The sequence below is a fragment of the Pseudomaricurvus sp. ABR4_320 genome, from assembly GCF_056159445.1.
In genome coordinates, this window is sequence record NZ_JBSWVF010000002.1 from 679,280 (window position 1) to 704,459 (window position 25,180).

The 25,180-nt window shown below is 51.9% G+C and carries 25 protein-coding genes; 11 read left to right on the plus strand and 14 right to left on the minus strand.

Annotated elements, in window-relative coordinates; genetic code table 11:
• Nucleotides 1-24: 24 nt before the first annotated feature.
• Together pdeM and ACXAFR_RS06125 are read right to left on the minus strand one after the other, a co-directional pair.
• Nucleotides 25-723: a ligase-associated DNA damage response endonuclease PdeM gene (gene pdeM, locus ACXAFR_RS06120; protein ID WP_475173770.1), complete on the minus strand. Its 699-nt coding sequence runs from the start codon at nt 721-723 to the stop codon at nt 25-27.
• A complete protein-coding gene (locus tag ACXAFR_RS06125) occupies nt 723-3,197 on the minus strand; it encodes a ligase-associated DNA damage response DEXH box helicase (protein ID WP_475173773.1) in 2,475 nt (824 codons plus the stop codon). Before ACXAFR_RS06125 ends, pdeM begins: the two co-directional genes overlap by 1 nt.
• A gap of 310 nt (nt 3,198-3,507) precedes the next feature.
• Between ACXAFR_RS06125 and ACXAFR_RS06130 the strand changes: the two genes are divergently transcribed.
• Nucleotides 3,508-4,563, plus strand: a complete 1,056-nt coding sequence (locus ACXAFR_RS06130; RefSeq protein WP_475173775.1) for a hypothetical protein — start codon at nt 3,508-3,510, stop codon at nt 4,561-4,563.
• A 19-nt stretch (nt 4,564-4,582) separates the two neighbouring features.
• Here ACXAFR_RS06130 and ACXAFR_RS06135 read toward each other — a convergent pair whose 3' ends face one another.
• From ACXAFR_RS06135 to ACXAFR_RS06160, 6 genes are all read right to left on the minus strand, one after another.
• On the minus strand, nt 4,583-6,208 hold the full coding sequence (locus ACXAFR_RS06135) for an ATP-dependent DNA ligase (RefSeq protein ID WP_475173778.1): 1,626 nt from the start codon (nt 6,206-6,208) through the stop codon (nt 4,583-4,585).
• Complete coding sequence (locus ACXAFR_RS06140; RefSeq protein WP_475173780.1) at nt 6,205-7,254, minus strand: ligase-associated DNA damage response exonuclease; 1,050 nt, start codon at nt 7,252-7,254, stop codon at nt 6,205-6,207. Before ACXAFR_RS06140 ends, ACXAFR_RS06135 begins: the two co-directional genes overlap by 4 nt.
• 69 nt (nt 7,255-7,323) lie before the next feature.
• Nucleotides 7,324-8,358 carry a methyltransferase domain-containing protein gene (locus tag ACXAFR_RS06145; protein ID WP_475173782.1) on the minus strand — a complete coding sequence of 345 codons (1,035 nt, stop codon included), beginning with the start codon at nt 8,356-8,358 and terminating at the stop codon, nt 7,324-7,326.
• Between the two features lie 39 nt (nt 8,359-8,397).
• Nucleotides 8,398-9,375 (minus strand): arsenosugar biosynthesis radical SAM (seleno)protein ArsS, encoded by a 978-nt coding sequence (arsS, locus tag ACXAFR_RS06150; RefSeq protein ID WP_475173784.1) that lies wholly within the window; start codon nt 9,373-9,375, stop codon nt 8,398-8,400.
• Between the two features lie 277 nt (nt 9,376-9,652).
• Nucleotides 9,653-10,639 (minus strand): 6-phosphofructokinase, encoded by a 987-nt coding sequence (pfkA, locus tag ACXAFR_RS06155; protein ID WP_475173787.1) that lies wholly within the window; start codon nt 10,637-10,639, stop codon nt 9,653-9,655.
• Nucleotides 10,640-10,777: 138 nt separating this feature from the next.
• Nucleotides 10,778-12,292 (minus strand): DUF3612 domain-containing protein, encoded by a 1,515-nt coding sequence (locus ACXAFR_RS06160; protein WP_475173790.1) that lies wholly within the window; start codon nt 12,290-12,292, stop codon nt 10,778-10,780.
• Between the two features lie 146 nt (nt 12,293-12,438).
• On the opposite strand from ACXAFR_RS06160, the gene ACXAFR_RS06165 reads away from it, so the two are divergent.
• The 4 genes from ACXAFR_RS06165 (at nt 12,439) to ACXAFR_RS06180 (ending at nt 16,364) form a co-directional block, all read left to right on the plus strand.
• Nucleotides 12,439-13,029, plus strand: a complete 591-nt coding sequence (locus ACXAFR_RS06165) for an aldolase/citrate lyase/malate synthase family protein (RefSeq protein WP_475173792.1) — start codon at nt 12,439-12,441, stop codon at nt 13,027-13,029.
• Between the two features lie 397 nt (nt 13,030-13,426).
• Entirely contained in the window at nt 13,427-14,020 is a 594-nt protein-coding gene (locus tag ACXAFR_RS06170; protein ID WP_475173794.1) for an aldolase/citrate lyase/malate synthase family protein, read from the plus strand.
• A gap of 509 nt (nt 14,021-14,529) precedes the next feature.
• Entirely contained in the window at nt 14,530-14,871 is a 342-nt protein-coding gene (locus ACXAFR_RS06175; protein WP_475173799.1) for a hypothetical protein, read from the plus strand.
• A gap of 47 nt (nt 14,872-14,918) precedes the next feature.
• Nucleotides 14,919-16,364, plus strand: a complete 1,446-nt coding sequence (locus ACXAFR_RS06180; RefSeq protein ID WP_475173803.1) for a PQQ-dependent sugar dehydrogenase — start codon at nt 14,919-14,921, stop codon at nt 16,362-16,364.
• Nucleotides 16,365-16,551: 187 nt separating this feature from the next.
• Here ACXAFR_RS06180 and ACXAFR_RS06185 read toward each other — a convergent pair whose 3' ends face one another.
• Nucleotides 16,552-17,748 (minus strand): MFS transporter, encoded by a 1,197-nt coding sequence (locus ACXAFR_RS06185; RefSeq protein WP_475173806.1) that lies wholly within the window; start codon nt 17,746-17,748, stop codon nt 16,552-16,554.
• A 313-nt stretch (nt 17,749-18,061) separates the two neighbouring features.
• Between ACXAFR_RS06185 and ACXAFR_RS06190 the strand changes: the two genes are divergently transcribed.
• Nucleotides 18,062-18,490, plus strand: coding sequence for a hypothetical protein (locus ACXAFR_RS06190; RefSeq protein ID WP_475173809.1), 429 nt, complete (start codon nt 18,062-18,064; stop codon nt 18,488-18,490).
• On the opposite strand, the gene soxR is transcribed toward ACXAFR_RS06190, so the two are convergent.
• Complete coding sequence (gene soxR / locus ACXAFR_RS06195) at nt 18,434-18,889, minus strand: redox-sensitive transcriptional activator SoxR (protein ID WP_475173812.1); 456 nt, start codon at nt 18,887-18,889, stop codon at nt 18,434-18,436. The genes ACXAFR_RS06190 and soxR overlap by 57 nt on opposite strands.
• A gap of 213 nt (nt 18,890-19,102) precedes the next feature.
• Here soxR and ACXAFR_RS06200 point away from each other — a divergent pair, with 213 nt between their 5' ends.
• Nucleotides 19,103-19,525, plus strand: a complete 423-nt coding sequence (locus tag ACXAFR_RS06200) for a VOC family protein (RefSeq protein ID WP_475173815.1) — start codon at nt 19,103-19,105, stop codon at nt 19,523-19,525.
• A gap of 15 nt (nt 19,526-19,540) precedes the next feature.
• Here ACXAFR_RS06200 and ACXAFR_RS06205 read toward each other — a convergent pair whose 3' ends face one another.
• The gene (locus ACXAFR_RS06205) at nt 19,541-19,855 is read right to left on the minus strand and encodes a putative quinol monooxygenase (RefSeq protein ID WP_475173817.1); all 315 of its coding nucleotides are present in this window, start codon (nt 19,853-19,855) and stop codon (nt 19,541-19,543) included.
• A gap of 102 nt (nt 19,856-19,957) precedes the next feature.
• Between ACXAFR_RS06205 and ACXAFR_RS06210 the strand changes: the two genes are divergently transcribed.
• Nucleotides 19,958-20,839 carry a LysR family transcriptional regulator gene (locus tag ACXAFR_RS06210; RefSeq protein ID WP_475173820.1) on the plus strand — a complete coding sequence of 294 codons (882 nt, stop codon included), beginning with the start codon at nt 19,958-19,960 and terminating at the stop codon, nt 20,837-20,839.
• A gap of 23 nt (nt 20,840-20,862) precedes the next feature.
• Here the strand turns inward: ACXAFR_RS06210 and ACXAFR_RS06215 are convergent, their stop codons facing one another.
• Nucleotides 20,863-21,501 (minus strand): DUF6933 domain-containing protein, encoded by a 639-nt coding sequence (locus ACXAFR_RS06215; RefSeq protein ID WP_475173824.1) that lies wholly within the window; start codon nt 21,499-21,501, stop codon nt 20,863-20,865.
• A 141-nt stretch (nt 21,502-21,642) separates the two neighbouring features.
• A complete protein-coding gene (locus ACXAFR_RS06220) occupies nt 21,643-22,059 on the minus strand; it encodes a group II truncated hemoglobin (RefSeq protein WP_475173827.1) in 417 nt (138 codons plus the stop codon).
• Between the two features lie 231 nt (nt 22,060-22,290).
• Here ACXAFR_RS06220 and ACXAFR_RS06225 point away from each other — a divergent pair, with 231 nt between their 5' ends.
• The 3 genes from ACXAFR_RS06225 (at nt 22,291) to ACXAFR_RS06235 (ending at nt 23,904) form a co-directional block, all read left to right on the plus strand.
• On the plus strand, nt 22,291-22,686 hold the full coding sequence (locus tag ACXAFR_RS06225) for a RidA family protein (protein ID WP_475173829.1): 396 nt from the start codon (nt 22,291-22,293) through the stop codon (nt 22,684-22,686).
• 191 nt (nt 22,687-22,877) lie between these two features.
• Nucleotides 22,878-23,165 carry an encapsulin-associated ferritin-like protein gene (locus tag ACXAFR_RS06230; protein ID WP_475173833.1) on the plus strand — a complete coding sequence of 96 codons (288 nt, stop codon included), beginning with the start codon at nt 22,878-22,880 and terminating at the stop codon, nt 23,163-23,165.
• A gap of 184 nt (nt 23,166-23,349) precedes the next feature.
• Nucleotides 23,350-23,904 carry a cytochrome b gene (locus tag ACXAFR_RS06235; RefSeq protein WP_475173835.1) on the plus strand — a complete coding sequence of 185 codons (555 nt, stop codon included), beginning with the start codon at nt 23,350-23,352 and terminating at the stop codon, nt 23,902-23,904.
• A 60-nt stretch (nt 23,905-23,964) separates the two neighbouring features.
• Here the strand turns inward: ACXAFR_RS06235 and ACXAFR_RS06240 are convergent, their stop codons facing one another.
• On the minus strand, nt 23,965-25,152 hold the full coding sequence (locus tag ACXAFR_RS06240) for a GGDEF domain-containing protein (protein WP_475173840.1): 1,188 nt from the start codon (nt 25,150-25,152) through the stop codon (nt 23,965-23,967).
• Nucleotides 25,153-25,180: the final 28 nt, after the last annotated feature.

The window sequence follows — 25,180 nt, forward strand, 5'->3', positions numbered from 1 at the left end:
AATCCTCTTTTTTTCACGCCAGATTTACCGACGACTTTGTCGATTTGGGAGAACGATGCTCTCGCCCTGATGTGTCAAGATGGGAAAAAGCTGGCGCCCAGGAGTAGAGGTTACGGGGAAACCGCCGGTAAATTGACCAAATGCTGGCAGAATACCTTGTTGGCGCTCAACAACAAAGGCGGGTAGTCGCTGAGAGTAACCATATTGTCTAATGTTTACGACCGGATGTAAGTGTCCAGACCAAATAAAAAACGGTGATGATTCCGTTTCTGCGAGAGGTTCGTGCTGAAACTTGAACGGTTCTATCGTGAGGTTTGGGCCACAGAATTCCGCAGGTAGCGATCTCAGAAAGGGCAGAGAACGTTGGTCATGATTGCCTTCGATGAGTCGAATGTTGATCGCTAGCTGTTGCAACTGGTGTTGTATTCGGGCTCGAACCTCTGACGAGAGGCCACTTGCGTGATGCACCAGATCACCCAGTAACAGTAATTCTTGAGCGTTTGTTTTCTCAGCGATATCGGCCAGTCGCTGGAGATCCAGGTCGAGAGTGCCATTGGGTACCGGTATTCCAGCGGCTTGAAAACTGTGCTCTTTACCGAGATGAATGTCGGCAACGATCAGCAATTGTTGCTCATGCCAGAAGATTGCACGTTCGGGAAGCAACGATAGCGTTTGACCTCGTAGGGTTAGTTGCTGTTCTCGGCTGGGGAGCTGGTCAGTCATCAGGGGGTTGTCCATTGGTTCAGCAACTTCTGCAGCCGCTCTGTTAGAGATTCGCCACTGAGTTGTCCGCTGGCTCGTTCCACTAAGATTGGCAGGCTGAAAGGCGTGGGGTGGGGAGGCTGGTGAATGGCTAGACGGCTGCTGAAGAGACGCTCCATGGTTGTCAGCAAGCGTCTCGTTTCAAAATGTTGTTCCAGAGTTTCGCGCCGGGCCTGATAGATGAGTAGGTTGTCGGGATCGTGGTTTTTAAACACATCGTAGAGCAGTCCGGCACTGGCTTGCAGTTGTCGTGCTGCGTGACGTTTTCCTGGATAATTTTGGTAGACGAGCCCTGCGACGCGGGCGATATCTCGAAACTGGCGCCTGGCCAGTTGGCTTAAATCTAAGCTGGCGTTTATGTCGGCGTTTAAATCTTCCGGTGTAAATACCGTGTTGTCGAGCAACCGTTCATAGGGGTAGTCGCGATCGGTCAGTAGCTCCAGTCCGTAGTCATTAGCCGCCAAGGTAAACGTGGCTGCATGCTGTCGTGACAGTCGCAGCGCCAGGACTGCCGCCAGCCCCTCATGCACAAGGAGCCCGGCAAACGGGTAGAGAAATAAATGGCGGCCTTCACGGGTATGGCATATTTCCGCCAGTAGGTGTCCCTGTTGAGGCTGCGCTGACAGGTGTTTTTGTTCTTCCAAGACCGGCGCTAGAGCATCAATTTCAGCATCATGAATGTCGGAATTTTTGGTCAGTTGTGTCAATGTGCGAATCATCGAGTCGCCCAAAGACTCCGAGATCGGCAGCCGACTGCCTGCCCAGCGGGCGTGGATGCGGCTCTTGCGCCGGGACAATCGCACCAGGGCGGTATCCTCTTTCACCATGACCAGTTCTAGGTTGCGGCCAGCGAACACGAAGCGGTCGCCTTTCTTTAATCGCGCGACAAACGCCTCTTCGATCTGCCCGAGTCGGGCGCCTTTGAGAAACTGAACCCGCAACATGGCGTCTGAGCTGATCGTACCAATATTCATCCGATGCAGTTGGAGTGGCCGCCCCTTTGGCATTTCGATACGCCCGTCTGGCGTTCTCTGTAACTTTTGATAGTGATCGTAGGCTTTCAAGGTGGCGCCGCCGGTGATCAATAGATCCAAACACCAATCGAACATGCCGCGCTTCAAATTCTGGTAACAATCGGTGCTAACAATCTCGCTGAACAGGTCATCGGGCTGGAATCCTCCCGCTGCCGCACAGGTAACCAGGTGCTGAAATAAGACATCGAGAGGACTGTCCAGTCGCGGTGGTTGTTCGAGTTGGCCCCCGTTGATGGCGGTGCGGGTGGCTGAGTATTCCAACAGTTCCAGCGCATGGGTTGGTACGCAGGTTATGGTGCAATCGGCGCCAAGGCGATGGTTGGCGCGACCGGCTCTTTGTATGAGGCGGGCGATGCCTTTGGGCGATCCGATTTGATAAACCCTCGCCACGGGCGGGAAGTCCACGCCAAGATCCAAAGATGACGTGCAGACGACCAATTTCAACTGGCCTGATTTGACGGCGTCTTCCACATAGCGACGAGCGTCTTGATCCAGAGAGCCATGGTGCATGGCGATGAGTCCAGCCCATTCCGGGCGCAGTTGCAGCAGCTCCTGATACCAGCGTTCTGCCTGGGACCGGGTGTTGGTAAAAATCAGGGTGGATTCGTTGATATCCAGGTCATCAGCCAGGATTGGTAGCATTGGCAGCCCGAGAAAACCGGCTTTGGGAAAGTTTGCAGTATCTTGTGGAAGTAAAGTCCGTAGAGTGATCTGACGTTTTATATCTCCTTTGATGATCGTTGCGGGCTGGTTCAAGCCTACGATTTGTCGTGCCGCAGCATCTGGGTTTGCCAGCGTTGCGGACAACGCCCAGGTTCTAACCCTGGGAGAATGGTGCCGTAAGCGAGCCAACGCCAATTCCATCTGAACGCCACGTTTGCTGGCCTGCAGTTCATGCCATTCGTCGACAACGACGCAGCGAAGGTTCTTGAACTGCTCGAAGGCTTCGGAATAGCTGAGCAGTAAACACAGGGATTCGGGGGTTGTCACGAGAACCTGGGGCAAACGCTTGCGTTGCCTTTGGCGAGCGCTCGAGCCAGTGTCACCGGTTCTGCTTTCCAGGCGAATCTTGCTGCCAAGCTCGGTCAGTGGTGCTTGCAGCGCTTTTTCCACATCTCGACTAAGCGCACGCAAGGGCGTCACATACAGCAGATAAAGGTGGTCGCTCAGACGCTGATCGGCTTCCAGAGTCAGTAGCTCTGCGAGTGGTCCACCGCAGGCGGCATAGGTTTTTCCCGAACCCGTCGCTACCTGAAGCAACCCGCTTTCACCACGGGCGTAGGCGTCCCAGGTCTTCTGTTGAAAATCCAGAGGTTCCCAGCCTCGCAGAGCAAACCATTGATCGAATCCATGGTCAGAAATTCGGTTACTTGCGGTGCTGATGCCGCGTTTAGCTCTCATCTTGGCGGTTTTGGGGGTGTCAGACCGGTGTGAGGCTGATAAGCTCTGCGTCAACTTAGTCTTCTCTGCGTGTTGATGGGTGTGCTCGTTTACGAGATGTCCTATCAATACGTTAATACGTTGCGAGCGTCCCAGGGGATGAAATGGGCGTGTTGGGGCCTAGCGAAGATAAAAGTAGTACGGAGGCGCACGAAACAATCGTCTACTATAGAAAAACCAGGTATAGAGTTTTATATGTTGGGGAGTGTGTTTGGCTAATTCTTTAGAGCTCTCTGAAAAGAGGAGTGTAAAGCGTCTTTGGAGATCGCCGGTGGCCTGTGGAGTTTGCTCGGTGGTCATCAGCAGTGTCAGTTGGGCAGCCCCAGAATCTGGCGCCTGGACCTATCTGGCTTTGGAAGAGGAGCCGGTGGTTGCTCCTGGTGCTTCGCCGGCGTCAAACACTAGCGCAGGGGACGCCCCCAGTAACGTTGATGCCAACGGTGAACTGGTCGAAGGCGACGAGGGTTGGGTCGATGAAACCCACGAGTATGTTTCCGAATCTGCGGATAATCTGGCCAACTGGATCGATCACTTTTTCGGCACCGAAAGAGACGATATTGAATCCGCTGACTCAAATTTGCGCCTGACGTTCGACAATGAATGGGAGGAGAGTGAAGGGCACGATACCGCCATTCGTTTGCGGGGCAAGGTGCATTTGCCGAGAGTCAACGAGCGTCTAAGCTTGATTTTCACCGATGAGGACGGTCGTACCGAGGATGAAGAGCAGGCTGATGATCTGGTAGAAAACAATCGTCAAACAACCCGCGTTTCACTGCAATACAAAGCGAAAGAATCCGATCGTCACCGGCTCGATTACCGCATCGGTGTTAAACGCTCTCTCAAATTCAAGACCAGTGCCCGCTATCGCTACATGTATCCTACCAGCGATAAACTGACCCACCGCATCACCGAGACCGCGTATTTTGTCGATGGCGAGGGGTTCGGATTGCGCAATGAATACGATCTCGACTATCTAATCAGTGATAACCGTTTGTTCCGCTGGTCGAATGATGCCACTTTCGCCGAAGATACCGACGGGGTTGAGTGGTCATCCCGATTGATCTTAGGCACTCGCAGTGACGAAAAAAGCGCGGTCAGTAGTTTCGCCTGGACTCGCGGTCAGACGCGCCCTATTGACTGGGTAACCTCTTATGGCGTCGGCATTCGCTATCGTCAGAATTTTCTGCGTCCTTGGTTGTTTTATGAACTGGAACCTGCGTATGCCTGGGTTCGGGACGAGCCGGAAGATCCCCGGGATGGCCGCCTGATTTTCAGTATCAAGCTGGAAATTATGCTGGAGCGCAAAGCGGAAATGGCCGAGGACTGATCACTCTAGCATGCGGTGACTATTCACTTGCAGTTATTGGTGAATGTTTGGCGTGCTGTTCGATGAATTCATGCATGAGTGCGAGGGTGTCGGCTTCGCTCACCGGTTTGTCGTCGCGCCAGCGTTTTATGCGCGGAAAACGCACCGCAATACCCGATTTGTGGCGACTGGATGCCGCGATATTTTCGAAGGCGATTTCAAACACCAATTCTGGGGTGACGGATCTCACCGGTCCAAATCGCTCTATCGTGTGTTGACGAATCCAACGATCCACGCGCCGGATTTCTTCGTCGGTTAATCCGGAATACGCCTTGGCAATAGGGACGAGTTTGTCGTCATCCCAGACGGCGAAGGTGTAATCTGTGTAGAGGTTTGCCCGTCGTCCCGACCCAGGTTGAGCGTACAACAACACGGCATCCACGGTGTAGGGCTCGATTTTCCACTTCCACCAATCACCTTTGCGACGTCCGACGCCGTAAGAGGAATCCAATCGTTTCAGCATCAAGCCTTCGACGCCACGCTCTCGAGATTTCTCCCTGAGATGAGTTAGATCTTCCCAACTGCCGTCGGCTATTGCTGGTGAAAGTCTCACCCGCTCCACAGGTGTTTGCTGCAGGAGTGTTTCAAGCTGTTGGCGTCGATGTTGAAGGGGGTAGCCACGCCAGTCCTCTCCCTGATATTCCAGGAGATCGTAGGCGAGAAAATACACGGGAGCATCCTGTAGAATTTTTTTGCCTGGTTTTTTGCGTCCCAGTCGCTGTTGCAGTGTGGCAAAATCTAATGGCGCATTCTCTGACCACGCAAGGATTTCACCGTCCAGCGTCGTTCCCTCCGGTAGCTGCTCAGCGGCGGTCACAAGTTCGGGAAATTGCTTAGTGATGAGTTCTTCGCCTCGAGACCAGATAAACGCGGTGTGTTGGCGATGCATAAGTTGGCCACGAATCCCATCCCACTTCCATTCTGCAAGCCAATCTTCGCGCGGCCCTAAGAGGCCTTCGCCGGTATTGTCCAGTGGGTGGGCAAGGTAAAAGGGAAAGGGAGAGGCGATGTCTGCTTGCATGGGGCTGTCGCTCAAAACCTGCCGGAATAAATCCCCGGATGGCAGCCAGGGACCCGACAGGCGTTGAGTGATGGTTGCGGCTTCCAGCCCTGCTATTTGCGCGAGCGCCCGGAAAACCAGGGTTTTGGAGACGCCAACCCGAAAAGCACCGGTCATCAGTTTATTGAGTACCAGTATGCTGTTGGTGTCCAAGTTCTGCCACCACCCTTGTACAATGACCGACTGCTCCGCTTTGCTCAGGGATCCTAAAGGTTGAATGCGTTTTTCCATCCAGACATGCAGCGGCAGATCTGCTTCTGTCTGTACACCGCCACCGAGTAACAGAGCGATGGTCTCCGCCGTATCACCGACAGCATGGTAACTTTCCTGATACAACCATTCCGGCAGTTCGGTTAATGCCAGAGACCAATGCTGTAAATCTCTGGCACTGACCAGGCGCTTGAGACGCTGGCCGGAAAGGCAGTAGGCTGCCCAGGCGGCATCTTCTGGAGAGGCTTTTTGAAAGTATTCGACCATCGCCGCTACCTTAGCGTTGGTTGATGTGGTTGCATCCAACTGTTGAAAAAGACCGCAGAAAGCTCTCATGGGCGGGACTCTGGCGCGGTAGATGTATCGGTCTTAGGTAAAGGTTCTCCTAAGATCGACAGTGGATAGGCGGCCTGTCCCTGTTCGTTGAGATAGCGAATCAACGCGTCACCACTCCCGTGGGTAACCAGAACGCGACTTGCTCCGGTGTCGCGACAGGTGTTTACCAGTCCAGGCCAGTCCGCATGATCGGACAGTACAAAGCCGCGTTGATATCCCTGGCGCCGTCGCTGACCTCGAACTTGCATCCAACCGGAGGCAAATCCTGTGGCGACCGACCGAAAGCGTTTCATCCAGGTTGATCGATGAGCTGAGGGTGGGGCGATCACTAAATGGCCTCGATAGTCAAAGTCGTCAGCCTGGTCCCTAACCGGTTCGAATTTGCCCAGGTTAATGCCCTGTTTTTGGTAGAGTTCAGCCAAAGGCAGCACTGCGCCATGCAGATAGACAGTGTCACAGGTCAGCTGTGCCAGCTCTGCGAGCACTCGCTGAGCTTTTCCCAGGGAATAGCAGAACAGCAAGCTGGTGACCTTTTCAGAACGATTCTGTTGCCACCATTCATAAATCGCTTTAGCGGTATCCTGGCCGGACTGCCATTGGTAGATGGGCAGTGCAAAGGTCGATTCCGTTATGAACGTATCACAGGGTACAACCTCGAACGGTTCTGCGGTGGGATCCGGGCAGCGCTTGTAGTCACCAGCGACCACCCAGACTTCTCCGTCGACTTGGATGCGGACCTGAGCAGAGCCGCGTATGTGTCCCGCGGGATGGAGAGACACCGAAGCCCCACCCAGAGTGATCTTGCTGCCATAGTCCACACCTTTTACGCTCGCGTCTTCGGGCAGTCGCCAGCGTAAGACGTCAACGCTGCTGTGACTGCACAGATAGTGCTTTGAGCCGGGGCGGGCGTGGTCTGCGTGCCCGTGAGTGATGACGGCCTGATCGACCTTACCCCAGGGATCAATATAGAAATCCCCTGCCCGGCAGTAGAGCCCTGCAGGGGTAAGTTGCAAAAGATTTCCGTCAAACTGGGGAGAGGTTGCCAAAGTCAGTTCGTCCTGCCATTTATGTTTGCAGGGTACGAAAGGTCGGGCAGGCCTGGATCTGATTTATCCTCAACAGCAGGGAATGTTACCGTTTTCCTCGGTGGTGAATGGCATCGCCGTTCCGCATCCTTCAAAAATGCCAAAGTGTCGAGAAAAGTCACCAATAAAATCGAAATGATCGCGGAAGCGGGTGTCATGCAGCATTGCCCAGGTGTTGCCGCATACCGGGAAAACTTTTCCAGTTTCAATTAGGTGATGTCCATCCAAGGCAAAGGCATCGGGGTGATTGGGCAGGGTTCCTCGGTAGATGACGGCTTGTCCGTAGTCCTCACAAGCGTCTTCCAGTCGATCGAGGTTAAATAATCGCCAAGTCGCAGAATGAAACTGAATGTGTCCTAATCGAGCTTGTAGCTCCGGATTTTCCAGTGTGAGCTGGCGAGAGGTCACCAGACGCGGATCAATAAATCCGCTTGCTTTCGCGATACGCAGAAAATCATTCCAATAGAGGGCGCCGCCGAGGCATTCGCCGTAGACAACCGGATCCTTCTGTAGGCTTTCAGGGACACGTCGGTCAGCATAGACATCGGCGAAATACATTTCGCCGCCGGGTTTTAACAAGCGTTTGACGCCAGCGAGGACGGCGCCTTTGTCTTCCGCGAGATTGATGACACAGTTTGATACGACAATGTCAAAGCTGGCTGGCTCCAGATCCAACTGCTCCAAATTTTCGATGTATCCTTCGAGAAAGTGAACGTTGCTGTAGCCGAACAGATCGCTGTGGTAATTCTGGTAAGACTCTGCAACAGCGAGCTGTTCTTTGGTCATATCGACCCCGACGACTTCACCGGTGGCACCGACCACCTGGGCCAGAGCGTAAACATCGCGCCCTGAGCCGCTGCCGAGATCGAGGATTCGACAACCGGTTAAGGCTTCCGGGCAGACCAATCCGCATCCGTAGTACTTGGACAAAACCTCAGGATGAATGCGCGACAAGAGTGGTTTTAGCCACTCGGGCATAGCGGCGGGATCACAGCAGGCGTTGGTTTGTAAATCGGCGCTGCTTTGCAATTGTTGGCCGTAATAGTCTTGTACAGATTCTCGCATGGGAAAGGTCCTGGACAATGGAAATAAACGCGGGGTGAATTACAAGGCGCCGCCGCAGCTGCTGCCTTGACCTGCAGTACAGCCATAACAATGATCGGCGACTTGTACAGACAGCCCTTCGACATGGTCGCGTAGGAGATCTCTTAAATGTCGACTTTTGCTGGAGGCTAACGCATTTCCTGAGCTTTCCCCCAGCGGAAGACCGAGCTGCTGATTAAAGTCACAGTCGTATAAGTAGCCGCGCCAGTCGACACTGATAAGACTGCGGCACATAACCTTGTCGAGATTCGCCGTGCTGAAGTTGTTTCTTAGCAGAGACATGTAGCTGTCGAACTCGCCTTTGGAAACCAGAGTTGACCCAAAGCGATTAATTGGCATGTTGGCGAGAGCGAACAATTGGGTAAATTGAATACCAAAATCGTCATTAAGTCGCTGACGATAGTCGGCTTCTAATTGCTGTTGGTTGGGCGGTAGAAAGGCGCCGTTTGGGTTGTAGACAAGGATCAGCTCAAGCTCGGAATTCGGCTGCCCATAGCCTAGAGCATTGAGAGCTTTCAGCCCGTCGATACTGCGAGCAAAGACACCTTTGCCACGTTGTTGATCAACGTTTTTTTCACTGTAGCAGGGCATTGATGCGACGATTTGTACCTTGTGGTCTGCCAGAAAGTCTGCCAGATCAAGGTATCCGGGTTCGTTCAAAATGGTCAGGTTACAGCGGTCAATGACATGGATGCCGTGGTTGCGTGCGGAGGCGACTAAATGACGAAACTGAGGGTGCATTTCGGGTGCCCCGCCAGTGAGGTCAAGTTGACGGATCCTGTTCTTTTCCAATACCTCAAGGACCAGATTAACATCGTCTGCGGCCATCATTTCCGTGCGGTTAGGTCCTGCATTGACATGGCAATGCAGGCAGCGCTGATTACAGCGGTACCCCAGATTCACTTGTAGTGTTTGAGTGGCCTGTCGGGTGATGGGTGGAAAATCAGTCACTTCCAGCAATGGCAGGGTATTGTGCATCGTTAACGGTTTCCTCCCCGGAATATCTTGGCGGTGGCTGTCTGATTTTTCGTGTGTAGCGCGATCTTAGCCTTCAAGAATGTAAGACCGGGATAGGGCACGCATTCTTACAGATCTGTTTACGTTGCAAGTCACATCAAGTTCAGAGCATATCTAAAACGGCAACTTATGAATTCTGGCGACGGCAGGATTGTACTCGCACTGCCTTTCCTTACCAGAACACGAAAATCACCGTTGCTAGGACCGCTTTTCAGTTGATACCGGCAATGGGCGAAGCTTAAATCGACAGTGTGCGAGCGAGATCTACGTGACGAGGCGCGGATTCAACACGCTTTTTCAAGCATTGCTCCATCGGTACGATATGAGTATGACCATCGACAAATACGGTCACCCCCGGTGTATTCCCTTCGATCAGGCAGAGTACCGCTTCATAGCCCATGCGCGCCGCGAGAAAGCGATCGTGCGCCGATGGGTGCCCGCCGCGCTGAGTGTGTCCGAGTACGCAGACATGAGCTGGCAGTTGGTATTCCTGCTCTAGGCGATCTTTGATGGCATAGGAGACCATGCCGGGCTTTTCGCCTTCAGCAACAATAATAATGCTGGAATTTTTGCCCCGGGCGACCCCCCGTTGAATATCGGCAGCGATTTGGGAATAGTCGATATCTTGAGTTGGCAGCACGATATTTTCGGCGCCGGTGCAGATTCCGGTATGCAGGGCAATGGCGGGTGAGCGGCGCCCCATGACCTCGACAATAAACGTGCGAGCGTGGGAAAACGCAGTGTCGCGGATTTTATCGACGGCCTCTACGGCGGTCTGTACGGCAGTATCAAAACCAATCGTGTATTCCGTACCGGCAATATCATTGTCGATGGTGCCGGGAATGCCGACCACGGGAATGTCCTGTTCGGTACTGAGCGAGTAGGCGCCATTGAAAGAACCATCGCCACCAATGACGACCAGTCCATCCACACCTTTGCGCCGCAGTAGGTTGGCGGCTTCCCGGCGGACCTCTGGTTCGTGAAATTCGATACACCGTGAGGTCTGTAAAATGGTACCGCCACTCTGCAGGATATTGCCTACCGACGCGGCATCCATGTCATGAAACGCGCCTTCGAGCAGCCCTGCGTAGCCACGTTGAATGCCACATACAGAAAGGTCTTTTGATATAGCCGTCCGCACGACAGCGCGAATAGCTGCATTCATTCCTGGGCTGTCACCTCCGCTTGTCATCACGGCTATTTTTTTCACGGGATTGTCACTCATTCTTCCATTCCTTGCAGTGCCAATGGGCCTGGGCTTGCGTTGAGTTTTATGCCCCGACGAAGAATGTCGTCGGAAAAAGATGGGATATAAATGTGGGCTAATGATCCCCGGTTATGGTCCGACTTACAAGATACTGTCTCATCCATGAGAGCAGCTGGGTACACGAGGACAAACGCGCCCGCGAGCGCAGATCAGCTGGGCGGGATTATCAATGCCTTCTTCGATCCAGCCGATGTTCAAAATGCGGGCGACACTCAATAATTCGCGCCGTATGTTTTCTGGAAGCGGCGCAGAACCGCCATTGGCCACGCATGCTTCTTTTACACGGAGAGCGACCTCGGCAGCGTTGCGATCCTGTGCCTTTAAGGCCGGCATTAAATCAACACCCGCGCAGAGTACGTGACCATTGTCAGCCATATCCTGATCGAGAATGGTTTCACAGGCATAGAGGTGCCAATCATCTTTCACCTGCATCACAGAAATTTGCGCGTGAGAGCTGCGAATGGCGCCGTGAATACCGCGAAATACCGCCCAGTGTTCACAGGGATCTTCCACCATTTTCATGTTGCCCCAAGGCAGTGGAATACCATTGGCACGATAGACCGCCTTCAAAATGCCAGGTTCGTAAGCATCAAAATAATGCCAGTGAGGGTAGGGGGACACAGCCGTCATTCGGCGCATCACCACGGAAGGAGAAACGCCAACGATATTGGCTGTTGCGACATCGTAACTCTGCCGATCCAACAGTTGCCGGAAAGGCACTTTTGGACAGAGCAGGGCTCCAGCAAAAAAGCTGCACTCGAAATCTCGCCAGGCGTGGAGAATGTCCTGAGAGTCCACCACCGAAGACCTTAACGGGTCTGCAGGACTTTGCATGCTGATGTTCAGATCGCGTCCCGCGTAGAGCACGCTCGGCATCCCCTGGCGATCGTGCAGAGTGCAGTGCCCAATATGAAACGCCAGGTCATATTTTAACCGTGCCGTCTGGTTGCGCAGGGATTCGCTTAAATAAAGTGTTCCTGGTGGATCAAAATAAGACCGCAAGATATTGCCGACGCGGCCTTCCGTGCGTCCGGTGATTTCCGGTGGCGTTTTCTTAAACCAGCGCACCTTAATGTCCATATCCGCCAGCAATTGCATAAGGTCATCAACACTGATGGGCAGTTTTTTCCCTCCGACTTCCTCTGCCGCTCTTTCCAGGTCGGGAAAGTGATTCTGGTGAAGCTCCTGATAGGCGCGAATCAGCAAGTGGGCGAACTGGCGACCCGTGGTCCCGGTTTGGGCAAGCATTTCTGGAATGGCAATTTGCAGAATATCGCTGGAGAACAGAAAGCTGGGTTCCAGGGACATACCATCGAGTCCACCCTTGCCCTGTTTGGTAGGGGTGATGTGGTCCTGATCCGGAGAATCGTCCAAAAACCAGCCGATATCTTTCTGAAAAACCTGGGCAATAATTTCCAAGACTTCAACGCTGGGTATCCGCTTGCCCCGTTCGATCATTGATAGATAGGACACCGAGGGTGCTGCTTCTGCATCAATTTTGACACAGCGAGCAGACATATCGTCCATGGTTAACCCGTTACGTTTCCGTAGGTTACGGATTTTGGTCCCCAGAAAATGGGATTTGCGCAGTAAGTTTTTAATATCTCTCATTTTGTAAAATTAACAGTGTGAAATTTCTATTGTGAAAATTTAACAGTTTATTTTGTACACTGACAGCATGTCCTGAGGGGATAACCCCAACGGCAGCGAAATCCCAGGTAAATAACCCTAAACGCACAGAAACGGGAAACGACAAGATGAACCAGGATACTGCACAACTCAATACTGAAATCACCAACGCAACTGCTGCTATCGATGCGGCCACAATGACCAGCCGTCGCTGGGTTGATATGAATCGTCTGTTGACCGAAGCCAAACAGCCCGGTTGCGCGACGTGTCTTGATATGATCGACGAGCTGGATCGCGTATTTCCGTTGAGCCAGGGTTCACACCGTGATGTTAGCGAGTATGTTGTTTACTTCCAGCAATTACTGGCCTTCTTCAAGGATGGCAGCAGTACAGGACTTCGCAACCCTGGCCAGTTTGTCGGTTTGGAAGGCCATAAGGAAGAGCCAGAGTCTGTTTTGTTACGCGAAGGCGAATACCACATTGAACTGGAATTGAGCCGGGGTCGCGGTGCAGAACATCCATTGACCAATGTTATGGTTGAGGTAGAAATGGGCACTGGTACAGCAATGCAGTGTCCTGAGTTGCCGAGTTTCCGCAAGTGCCTGGAAGGGCGCACCACAGAAGCGGCCAATGATTGTGAGAAGATTCAGGCAATGGAGCGTATTTTCCGCGCGGCTGACGGCAGTGACTATGTCCTGCACAACCAGCACCTGATTTAAACTCATTTTAAAGGCGGCCCAGAGTCGCCTTTTCACGTATTGGGCCTCTGATGCATGGCTTGCATTGGGGACCAATAGGAAGAACGACAACTGTGCGGGGCCTTGGCCCGGTCGTTCGACCAACTGCCTTTTGTGTATATCATCCACTGCCCGTATTTGCCGCATTTTCCACCTGAATGCTGTAAATGCGGGTTTTTTTTGCCTGAAGTGTACGAGACTTTGATCGAGTGTTGTCGAAGGCGGTTTTGTAAAATTCACAGTGTGAAATTTTTATTGTAAAAATATAAATGTGAATTTTATACAATGCTTGCATGCCTTGAGAGCGAGAGAGCAGGTGCAATAACCACCCGTTACCGGGGCAAAAGCGTTTAATCCCCTTCGTATGAGAAATGACAGCATGAACCAGGATATAGCACAACTGACCACCGAAATGACCGATGCTACGGCTGATGCTATTCGTGTAGCTCCGACCGATGGTCGCCGCTGGGTCGATATGAGTCGTCTGCTGAAAGAAGTTCAACAGTCCGGTCACGATACCTGGCTGGATCTTATTGATGAGCTGGATCAGATCTTTCCGCTCAGTCAGGGTTCTCACCGTGATGTTTGTGAATACGTTATTTATTTCCAGCAGTTGCTGGCGTTTTTCAACGATGGCAGCAGTTCTGGATTACTGAACCCCGGGCAGTTTGTTGCTCTGGATGGCCATAAAGAAGAGCCTGAATCCGTTTTGTTGCGTCAAGGCGATTATCATCTTGAGCTGGAATTCAACCGAGTTCGCAGTGAGCAGACTCATCCTCTGGCGAATATGATGGTGGAAGTCGAGCTGGCTCAAGGCGACGATATCATCAGTCCGGCGCTGCCGAGTCTACGTGCTTGCCTGCAAACCCATAAAGATGCTGCTAACGATGGCTATGTTGCATTAACTGCCGAGCGCATCTTTCGTGCTGCCGATGGTGGAGATTACGTTCTTCACAATCAGCGCCTCGTGTAGAGGCATTTTAAACGTTCTCGCCAGCGGATGTTGTCATCCCTGGTCACCGAATTGAGTCACCTGTGCTTGGCTGGTACAGATGACTCAATAGATAGGACGGCAGCTGTGCGGGGCGCCAGCCTGAGAGCATAAACTCTAGCCGTCCAACCACCGCAATGTGTACATCATCCTCCGCCCGTTGGCTGCCTGGAATCCCACCTGATACTTGGCTCCACGGGCTTTTTTCGTTCCGTAAAAGCATTCTAATGGCCGTGGTCGGCTAAGGCACCATGGGTTAACATACTTGTGGAACTGGCAAAGCCAGTTTTGTGTCGAAGCGCACGCGCCCTCGCAAACATTTGTCAGTTTCCCTTAGGGATGACTTGGCCATAACGAGTGGCTAGGGGATGAGATACCACTGTTCTCTATCGCCGTGCGTTTGTTCTATCCGTTGTTGTTCGTAGAAGATGATTGTTGGTCAGGGGGATCACATCGTCTTTGCGTTTTGTTTTATTTGGACAGGAGTCCACATGTCTTTTGGTAGTGCCTCTCGGGTCATCTTCCCTTATATCTTGTCATTGGCTGCGGGCTTGGTGCTTTTGCAATTAACCTCAGCTGCGTCAGTCTGGGCATTGCCCCGGAAAGAGTTGTTTCTCTTATTCATTGCTCTGGTGAATTTCGGGGCGGTCATCGTGATTCACCCCTGGTTGGAACGCGGCCCCAGCCGTACGGATATCGCTTCGCTGTTGAGAAGCTTACTCGTCCAATTGGGATTGTTTGCGCCACTCATATTAGCCTCGCTCGCCCTAGCTGATCGTGGAATGAGCTTTTTTGCCGCAGGTTACATCTGTATCTCGCTGGCTGGCTATTAGCCAGGTGGGCTCCCAAGCTTTTAGTTATTGCCACCTTTGTGGCTTTCTTGTTTGCAGTCGTATTACAGCCATTTGGTGCCGAACCACGTAATTTGGCGGGGCAGTGGTTGGGAGAAGACACTGAATTGGCGGAAACGGATAATCAGTACCGAATAGACTCAGCGCTTTATCCGATCGCCGCAAGCTGGTATCCCGATGCTATTCAGTGTGGGGCTATCGAACCCGAATGTAGAGAGCCTAGGAATGGCGGAGGAATTGAACCGCTCGGTAACGGGTTTTTGATCGTTTCGGGTGGTGGTGATCTGCATTACGCCAGTTATCAACCCGATCATACCCTGGCGACGAGAATGTTAGGTGTTGCCAATCCCATCAATGCACAAGACTTTCTGGATGCTGGACATGAGAGTTCTCTGTGGCTATTTCGAGCGACGGATCTTATGGTCGTAGAGGGTGACCAGGGGGTAGACGTTTACGTTGGGCATCATCAGTGGGATAACGACCAAGCCTGCGTGTTCCTGCAAATTTCACGAGCCAGCACGACAAAAGAGGCGCTTCTCGAGCGTCCCTCGGAGGTTCAATGGCAGGAAGTTTTTCGCACTGAGCCTTGTCTGAAAATGCAAACTGAAACTTGGGACTGGCCCTTCCGTGGTGATGAAGCCGGTGGCAAATTACTGATGGATAAAGGAGGGGAGTTCTTTTACTTCACCACGGGTGATCACAGTTTCGATGGTCAGAATTCTCCGGTGAAGTTATCTCAGGAGTCAGATAGCGATTATGGTCGCGTTTTCCAGATACGCTTGGACGATTTTTCAGCAGAGACCATGACTTGGGGGCATCGTAATCCCCAAGGTCTTTGGCAAGACCTCGACGGTGAGGTTTGGATTACTGAGCATGGACCCCAGGGTGGCGATGAATTAAATAAATTGGTTTCTGGCACCAACTATGGTTGGCCCTTAGTAACTTTAGGAACGGAATATGGAGCATTTGATTGGCCACAAAACAGTCGTCAGGGGCGTCATGATGGCTACCCTCTGCCTGTTTTTGCCTGGGTGCCTTCTACCGCGACGTCAGGATTGATTCGGATAACCGGTAAGAAGTTTCGCCGCTGGAAAGGAGACTTTCTGGTTTCATCCTATAAAAAGACGCTTTGGCGACTTCGAATGAATGAGGGGCGAGTGCTTTATGCTGAGCCGATAGCGATGCCGGATGCCGTTCAGGGGCGGGTAAGAGACGTGTTTGAAACGGCGCAGGGAAATTTGTTGCTACTGACTGACAAAGGTGCACTTGCAGAATTAACGCCTTCACTAGGTAGTGAAGATGACCCAGCAGCAGCTTTCGGCGTTTGTCGATCGTGTCACTCGGTAACCCCTGGCGAAGGCCATTTGGCTGGTCCTAATCTGGCTGGCGTCGTCGACGCGAAGATCGCTCGGCACGACGATTTCATATACAGTGAGGCGCTTGCTAACTTAGGCGAAACCTGGACTCGGGCTTAGGCGAAACCTGGACTCGGGAAGCTCTGGATGAATTTCTTCGTGATCCTCAGGCGTTTGCTCCCGGTAATGCGATGCTCTTCCAGGGCATTGAAGATGCTGAGCAGAGACAGAAAATCATTGATTACCTTAGTGAGCAAGCAGAATAACTTGCTGACGATGCATGTTGGCAGACCTATGTCTTGAGCCCTTAATCGGATGTCCTTCCCTCGTTGTTTGACGGTAGGGCATCGGATTCTGGTTCGCCGCGAAACTGACTCGCAAGAATAAACATAATCACAACCAATGCTGCCATGATTAACCAGGCAGAACTGAGATCCTGATATCTGTCACGTATCAGGCCCGCCATAAATGGAAAGGCTGCGGCGATTATGTAGCCTCCACCTTGCACTATTGACAGTATGCTGCCGGCTTCTCGGGCAGAATTTGCGTGGTCCATGGCAATGATCAGCGCGAGAGGGAAGAGTGCGCCTAGTCCTACGCCAATACATACGATTGCAACATAGCTGCCCGCCAGAGGGGCAAACGCGAGCACCAGCAAGCCCGCCATAACCAGTCCACAACTGCCGAAGATCATGGGGCGGCGATCTGGAAAACGTTTGATGATCATTGTTACTAGAAAGCCGGCAATTACCTGACAGAGCGAGACGATCGCCATAGAGCCACCTGCAGCCGCGGGACTCCAGCCGAGCTGTGTATAGTATGGTGGCCACCAGGCTAGGACCAGTGAGTAGGCGCCAGTACCGATACCATTAAAAATCGTTAGGGCAATAACGCGTCCAATACCTGGAGATAGATGGCTAAAGTGGTTAGGGGCGAAATCGACACCATCACTGCGTCGAAAACGATACGCCCACAACGTTAGCGCAGGAAGCGCCAACAGACTCCAGCAGCCGAGCGCTAGCGTCCAGTGACTTATTTCCATCAACCAGGGTGCGGCGGCACTGGAAACGACAGCTCCGGCCATAATAGCTGTGGTGTATAGCGCCATTACTTGGGCGGACTGCTCATTAAATGTTCGACGTATAACCGCTGGCAGTACGGTCTGTACAACAGCAATACCGCTTCCACCAATGAATGCGGTCAATAATAATCCCGCTTCACTGGGCAGAATGAGCCGCAATGCTGAGGCGATGCCTATCGCCAGAATACCCAGCGTGACAATAACGTTATCTTTTAAGCGTAAGATAATCGGGCCACTGATGCAGAGTATCCCCATTAGAAAAATAGGAATTGTCGTAAGCATGCTGGCGGTCGCAGCTTTCATGGCGGTAGCTGACTGGATGCTATCCAGCAATGGCGGCAGGGCTGCCAGACAGGGACGAAGATTTAGGCCGACGAGAAAGAGTGCCAGTACGGACAGGCGAAGATTCACAGATGAAGGCATAGGGGCGGCCGCAGTTTGGGTCAGCCGGCCACGATAGAGTCATGTTAGGCCGCTGTCAAAAACAGTTTTGTTGAATTTGGCGTCACGGAGCTCAGGGTGATTGAGAAGCGCACGATGAGGGCGTACTCTTGTTGCGATTGGACAGTCCTTCAATTTTGAACTACAACTTCTTCTGTTTATTCTGCTGGTGAATTCTGACAGCCTTCTGTCATTTGAAAGCGATCGGGAGAGATCGACAGCCACATGTACTTTAATGCACAGGCTGTCTCCCCGAGTGTTCGCCTGCTCTTTTCCGGTTACAGGGGGCAAGTCAATGGTGTTGCAGTGTCCAGGTTGTACTGAACGGTTTTCTGATTCCACGGCGATTTGTTTTGATTCTGCCGATCCCCATAAGGCGAACGGGTGCCCTCATTGCGGGACTTTTTATCTTTATAAGCACCCTGAATCGCGCGCCTCTGTTCGCGAATATTTGCGTTACGGCTTGATCAACGCCGTCTTTACCTTGCCGGCGATCTATTTGGTTGGCCATTACTATCGGTCTGCCTCTAACCCCTTGCTGTTCAACCTGTTAATTATTCTGCTGGCGGCCGGAGGCGTTATATTGTTTGACTATCTGACGTTGCGCAGGACGCTGATTAAGTCTCCCTGGCAACCGTCTGCGTTGGCTGAGGTTGAATTGCCCGGTTCACTCGGTGGTTTCTACGCCCTCGAGAATCACCGGCCCGGTGCCGGTGAGTCCTAAGACGTCTTCCGGATTGTAGAGTGGGCAGGATTTCATCGACAGACAGCCACAGCCGATGCATCCGGTGAGATAGTCTCTGAGCCTCTCCAAGGTTTGAATCCTAAGATCCAACTGTTTGTGCCAGTGCCTTGATAAACTCTCCCAATCGGCTTTACTCGGCGCTTTGTGTCGGGGAAGCTGTGCGAAAGCCTGCTCAATCTCGGCAAGGCTGATGCCTAACCTCTGTGCTGCTTTTATCAGTGATACGCGACGTAATACGTCTGCACCGTAGCGTCGTTGATTGCCGGAATTGCGGCTGCTATAAATCAATCCTCGCCGCTCGTAGAAATGCAGTGCGCTCACCTTTACACCGCAGCGCTTTGCGATCTGTCCGACACTGAAGTTGTGTTTATCTGACATTTTCCTCGCCGTAGGTACTTTACCTGAACATAAGTTGAGGTTTTACCATGGCTTCTCTTTAACAGCAATTCTAGGAGAGAGAGATGAAGCGAGGCGATGGTCAAATACGCGCGCTGAACCGTGGTATGAATGTTGTGGAGCTGCCGAACCCATTGGCTCATGCCATGGATAGACTCGAGGGTCGGATTTGGCTGCACGCTGGGGAGAGGCAACATGTTAAGGATTGAACATGTGAATCTGGTGGTGAGAGATATTCCTGTGAGTCTGGATTTTTATGAGGCTGTTATGCCCCATTGGAAAGTTCGAGGGGAGGGTAAACAGACTTGGTATGGCGTCGAGCGACATTGGGTCCACTTTGGGGATGACTACCATTATTTGACGCTCAACGACAGTGGCACAGGGAGCGCTCGCGACCTTTGCTCGAATGCTTTGGGGCTCGCGCATATTGGGCTTGAGGTCTCAGATCTGGATGCGGTCGTGGCCCGTCTTGCTCGACTGGGATTCGAACCCGATCACTTTGGACCTCCGCTTGCCGGGCGTCGCAATGTGTATTTTATCGACCCTGACGGCTTAGAGGTGGAGTTTGTAGAGTATTTGAGCGACCTACCGGAGGAGCGCAATGACTATGAAAATTGAGTAGGTTGCCTTGGCTTATGGATGACGGTTGTCTGCGTCGGATAAGGGAAGTAACTGTTGAATCACGACAGGATTCGCCAGCGCTTCACGATAGAAAGCAAACACTGCCTGGACGTCTGGTCTTTGCAGGTGTGCATCCAACGCAGCCTGATTACGCCACTGTTCTACCAGTATAAACTGCGTGGTATCCAGGCTTTGAAATAGGTCAAACTGCAGACAGCCGACTTCGTCTCGTGTCGAAGGTATTAGTGTCTCTATGGCCGTTTTGCAGTGCTGCTGATGTTCCGGTTTCGGAGTAATGGTTGCCATTAAACGGAGAGTGGCAGACATAATATTTCCTCAAATAGATGATTTCTCTGTAGTTCCATAGACTAGTGCTTGATGAGCAGAATCAGAAGATCGCTTTTTGAAAACTAAGTTTGAGGTTTTGCAATGCTGGATGATGTGCGGTTATTTTTGACGATTGCGCGACAGGGTTCGTTAAGTGCTGCAGCGAAAACGCTGGATATGCCGGTTTCGACGCTTTCCAGAAGATTGTCCGCTTTGGAGCAGGGATTGGGGTATGGATTGCTACATCGAAATGCTCGGGGATTTGTGCTTACCGAGCAGGGAGAGCACTTGTTCTCGCTGCTGGAGCAAGATGTTCGATTATTGGAACAAAAGCTGGCTCATCTTCTGACCGCCGCCTCGCAAAGAGAGCTGCACGTACACTGCCCAATCAATTTGATCAATGGGCCTCTTAAAACGCTGATTCGAGACTTTTTGGTTGAGCATTCTGAAATAGAGCTTCACCTGTATCCGGACAATGACACTCTGAACTTGTCCGATCGCAAAGTTGATCTTGCCATCAGGGTTGGTCGGCCAGAGGATTCGAGCCTGTATTTCAAGCCTCTAGCCGAGATTCGTGTGCGGCTATTGGGGCATGTTAGCCAGGGAGATTCCCCTGCAGACCAAACATTGATCATGCCTTATGGGCCTACTCAGGTGCAGATGTCCCAGGTACAGTTCGACGACTTTCTCTCTGGCTATCGGCGGGTGGTTCGCACCCGGGACATCACGTTGGCCGCCGACCTGGTCGCTGCAGGCGTCGGTGTTGGCTTGATTCCTATGACCGAAATCGCGCGGCTCGACAATCTGCAGGACTTGCGTTATCTGGACGGTGAGTCACAGATGCTGAGTCGGCAGCTCTACTTGGTTTGGCCTCAATGGCGAACCTTGTCAGGGCCCGCAGCCAGCTTTGTTGACATGCTCATGGCAAAGGTTCAGGCATCTGTGGCGCTACGAGGACAATCGATTGTGTTGGGGAAAACGTAAACACTCCCTTGCGAAAATCTAAATTACAGGGAGCGTCGATTGCGTCCAAAGTCCACGGTTATGATGTTCCCGTGAGAGGCAATAACGGGACTGGTGTCGCGCTGATGGTGCTGAATTCGCTGCTCAATCGCTGTTAGGCACAGGTTTCCTAGAGATTCCATTGGGGACAACTGATCCGTATTGCCGGAACGATCAGCGACCAACGTATTCACTTGAACCCCAAATTCAAACGCCGCTTTGTTGTCGACTGGCAGTGGGAGCCGATCGTAGAGGTAACGACGCTCCAGCTTCTCCATCACCAATGCGATTCGCTCTTCGCCCAAGGCATCGGGATCTGGCGCGTAATGTTGTTCGTCGCCGATTAACAATAGGTGACGAGCAAGCGTCTTTGAATCGAATTTCGGATTCTTTTGGCAGATTGCGGACGCTTCCTGCCAGAAGCGATTACGAAAAAGCTTTGGAAAATTGGCAAACTGCTCTTTCCCCAAACCACAAAAGACCATGATGTACAGGCTCTGCTGCTCCTGAGCGACGATACAGGCATCGGCGCCAATCAGGGCAAGGTCGGCGCGCCAGACAAAGTCGGGGCGTTGATCGCTCGCAGGCTTAATATGACTTCCAAGAGGTTTCGACAGGTTCCTGGAGACGTTGAACTGAATCATGCTGCATCACTCGCTGTTCAGGAGATTGTCATTACGTACTGCTGGGTGCAATCATCTTTTCGACTGGACAGTACTATGTGACAGCTTACCTCTTTCCTTTCTTCGGGTCTTCCGTTTTGCGCAGGATCCAGGGGCTGTTGTCTATTTTTCGCACATCAGCCGAATGCTTTCCGCGGGTATCGCCAGTTTTTTAAGCAGATAGTCGCGAAAGTCATCAGCATAGCCGCATTGACCAAGCGCAACCTCCATACAATGCAGCCAGGCGTCCCGGCTGGCTGCTGTCACAGGAAGATGCTTGTGGGCGACCGGTATTTGAATGGGACCATAGCGCTCGCGGTACAGTTTTGGCCCACCCATCCAGCCACTTAAAAAACAGGTGAGCTTGTCCCGGGACTCTGTCAAATCCGCAGCGTGCATTGCCCTTAATTCTGACGCAGAAGGAAGGGTGTCCATGGCGTCATAAAAAGCGTCAACAAGCCGCGTAATCCCCTCAATCCGTCCTGCTGCCTGATAGGTGGCATCGCCTTGGCCTAATGAAATTGGCGGTTGGTTTTCCATATCCAATGTTCTCGCTAAGGATTGACATAAATGTATGACGCTGCCCGATCATGTTGTTACGACAGCATGCTGCTTATTGGTTGGAGGAGATCTTTGTGCTCCAAAGTGCAACCATTTTTGGTACGCCGTATTTCATCATCAATGCTGACATGTTTTGCAGATTCATGTCAGTGTAGGTTGTAAATTGAACAATATAATCCATAAAACCCGAGGGCACGAAGCATCAATATTATGAAACGTACAATCATTAATCCCTGGCAATGGCAGGAAAAGTTGGGCTTCGTTCACGGGAACAAGATAGCAGGCGCGGAAAATATTTTATTTGTCGCAGGACAAATTGCCACGGATGAACAGGGACAATTCGTGGGTGATGGGAGTATGCCGCGACAGCTTGACCAGATTTTATCGAATTTGGATAGCATTCTTCATGAAGCGAATATGACATTTGCCAACATCGTGCGCTTGAATATGTTCACGACGGATATGCCCCAGATGCTGGCCCATCACGATTATTTGGTTGCGCAGTTAAAGCAACGGCAATGTCGACATGTCGGGACGCTACTCGGGGTGAATGCTCTCGGTGTGCCCGCGGCCTTGGTCGAAATTGAAATTACGGCGATGTCTTGATTCTGAACAATCGTGTGTAGACTGCTGTCATAGTGGTCGCTCCTTAGGCGATATATACTGTGAGAGTCCGGCATACAAAAGACGCTGCCACACCTGTAAATGAGAATGAATGGCAGCAAAGTGATGCTGGATTGATATTGAGGATGATAAACCGGTTGTCCTCGAGCCCAGGCCGATTATAGGAGACGAATATGGCAAGTGAAGGCTATCATGAACCTATCGCTGAACTGTCCGATGAAACTCGAGACATGCATCGAGCGATTGTATCGCTGATGGAAGAGCTGGAGGCAGTCGACTGGTACAACCAGCGAATTGACGCCTGCAAAGATAAAGAATTGGCGGCAATCTTGAAACACAATCGCGACGAAGAAAAAGAGCATGCGGCCATGGTGCTGGAGTGGATTCGCCGTAAAGATCCCAAGTTCGATGGTGAGCTAAAGGACTATCTGTTTACGGACAAAACCATAGCTCACGATTAGCGAGTTTTCAGGTTCAGTGAAGCTTCCTTAACTATCATAGTATTCCGGGTAGCCCCTGGGGCTCCCGGCGTGTTTTGTTGTGATTCTAAACACGTTGATTCAGCAGCGCATCCGGCCTTACCAGGGAACAGGCCCCGTAGAGGGATTGTCTCGGTCTGGCTGCAAAACCGTAGGAAATTTTTGTATGGCCTTAGATTCACCCAATAAATTCAGTCACATGACCATTGCCCTGCACTGGGTTGTCGGTTTGACCATGATTGGTCTGCTGGCGGTCGGCGTTGTGATGGTCGAGACTCGTTCCTTTTGGATGTACGGGTGGCATAAGTCCATTGGCGTCTTGATCTTTTTTATCGTTCTGGTCAGAGTTTTTTGGCGCCTGAAAAACGGATGGCCCACGCCAGCAGGGCAGTATCAGGCCTGGGAGCATTCGCTCTCCCATGTCGTCCACTGGGTACTGATTATAGGCACTGTTCTGATGCCGATCAGCGGATTTATGCATTCGGCTGCCGGGGGGTATGGTGTTTCGGTTGCCGGACTCGAACTGGTTGCCGCGAACCGAGACGCCGAGGATAAACTGGTCGCTTACTATCCGACAATCGATCAGCTGGGCGCCTTTATACACCATTGGTTGGGTTATCTGATGATCGCGGCGGTCATTCTCCATATCGTCGGAGCCTTTAAACATCACATCATCGATAAAGATGGCACCTTGCGTCGAATGATGGGCAAGAGCATCTGACATCAGGGCCTTCACCGGCCCTCGGAAATATTTTGTTAATGATCTGGCTGCAAGAGAACGTTAATCAGAGGTTCCAAAGCCCAATTTGGGCGTGGAGCTCGGGTTCTCTTGAAGATTTTCCTGCCCTGTAAAACCGGCGGTTTGATTTCTACCGTTACCTTTGGCGAGGTAGAGGGCTCTGTCGGCCTGCTTGAGCAACCGAGCTTCAGTGAGGTTGGGGCCGGTCAAAGTCGTAAATCCGGCGCTGACAGTAATGTGTTCCGAAATGGCTGATTTGGCATGGGGAAGTTCCGCCTGTCGCAATGCCTGACATAGGCGTTCTGCCACTTCTTCGGCACCCCTGTAGCGGGTGTTGGGAAGAACAAATACGAACTCTTCACCTCCGAATCTCGCGACAAAATCTTGAGAACGGGGTAAGGCTGCTTGCAGCAGGCGAGCACATTGCTGAAGTACTCGGTCACCGGCGTCATGCCCGTAGTGATCGTTATATTGTTTGAAATAATCGATATCCAATAAAACCATGGATAGAGGGAGATATGACCGTCTGGCAAGATTCACCGAACGGCTTATTTGCTCTTCGTATGCGCGCCGGTTGGCAATCTGCGTGAGTGGGTCGATTTTACTGATGCTGTTTAATTTTTGATTGGTCTCCGACAGGCGTCTGGCTCTTTGTTCCAGTAGGTTTCTCTGGCGAGTCAGTTCTAATTGAACCTGTTTTAATGGTGTAATGTCGGTGTGTTTTCCAATGATTCGAGTCGGATCGCCAAGAGAATTCCATTCGACAACCTGTCCGCGATGGGTTACCCAAATCCAATGTCCCTGCCAGTGCCGCAACCGCAACTCTAGATGAAACGCTGTGGCTGTACCGCGGCGAATCGAATCGTAACGATTTTCCAGGCGCTTGCGGTCGTCGGGGTGAAACAGACTGGACCACTCTTCTTCATCTAAGGTGGTGTCCTCATCGCTGCTGTGGCCTAAGAGGTAGGCCCATTGCCGGTTTACGGCGACGACACCATCGATAAGGTTCCAGCTCCAAATGGCGGCTCCTGAATGGTCCATCAGCAATCGCAGTTCCTGGAGTTGCTCTTGACTCTCCTGCAGCTGATCAAGAAGTTGGTGGACTTCTGAATTGATTTGACTGACCAATTCCAGGTTCTGATTGCCCTCTGGGGTAATCAGTGAGTTTTGTTCAAGTAAGTTTTGATTTAGCCGGGCAACTAACTGGCTCAAGCTTTCCGTTTCTTTCATACCGCTGCAACAACCTAAAAACGCAAAA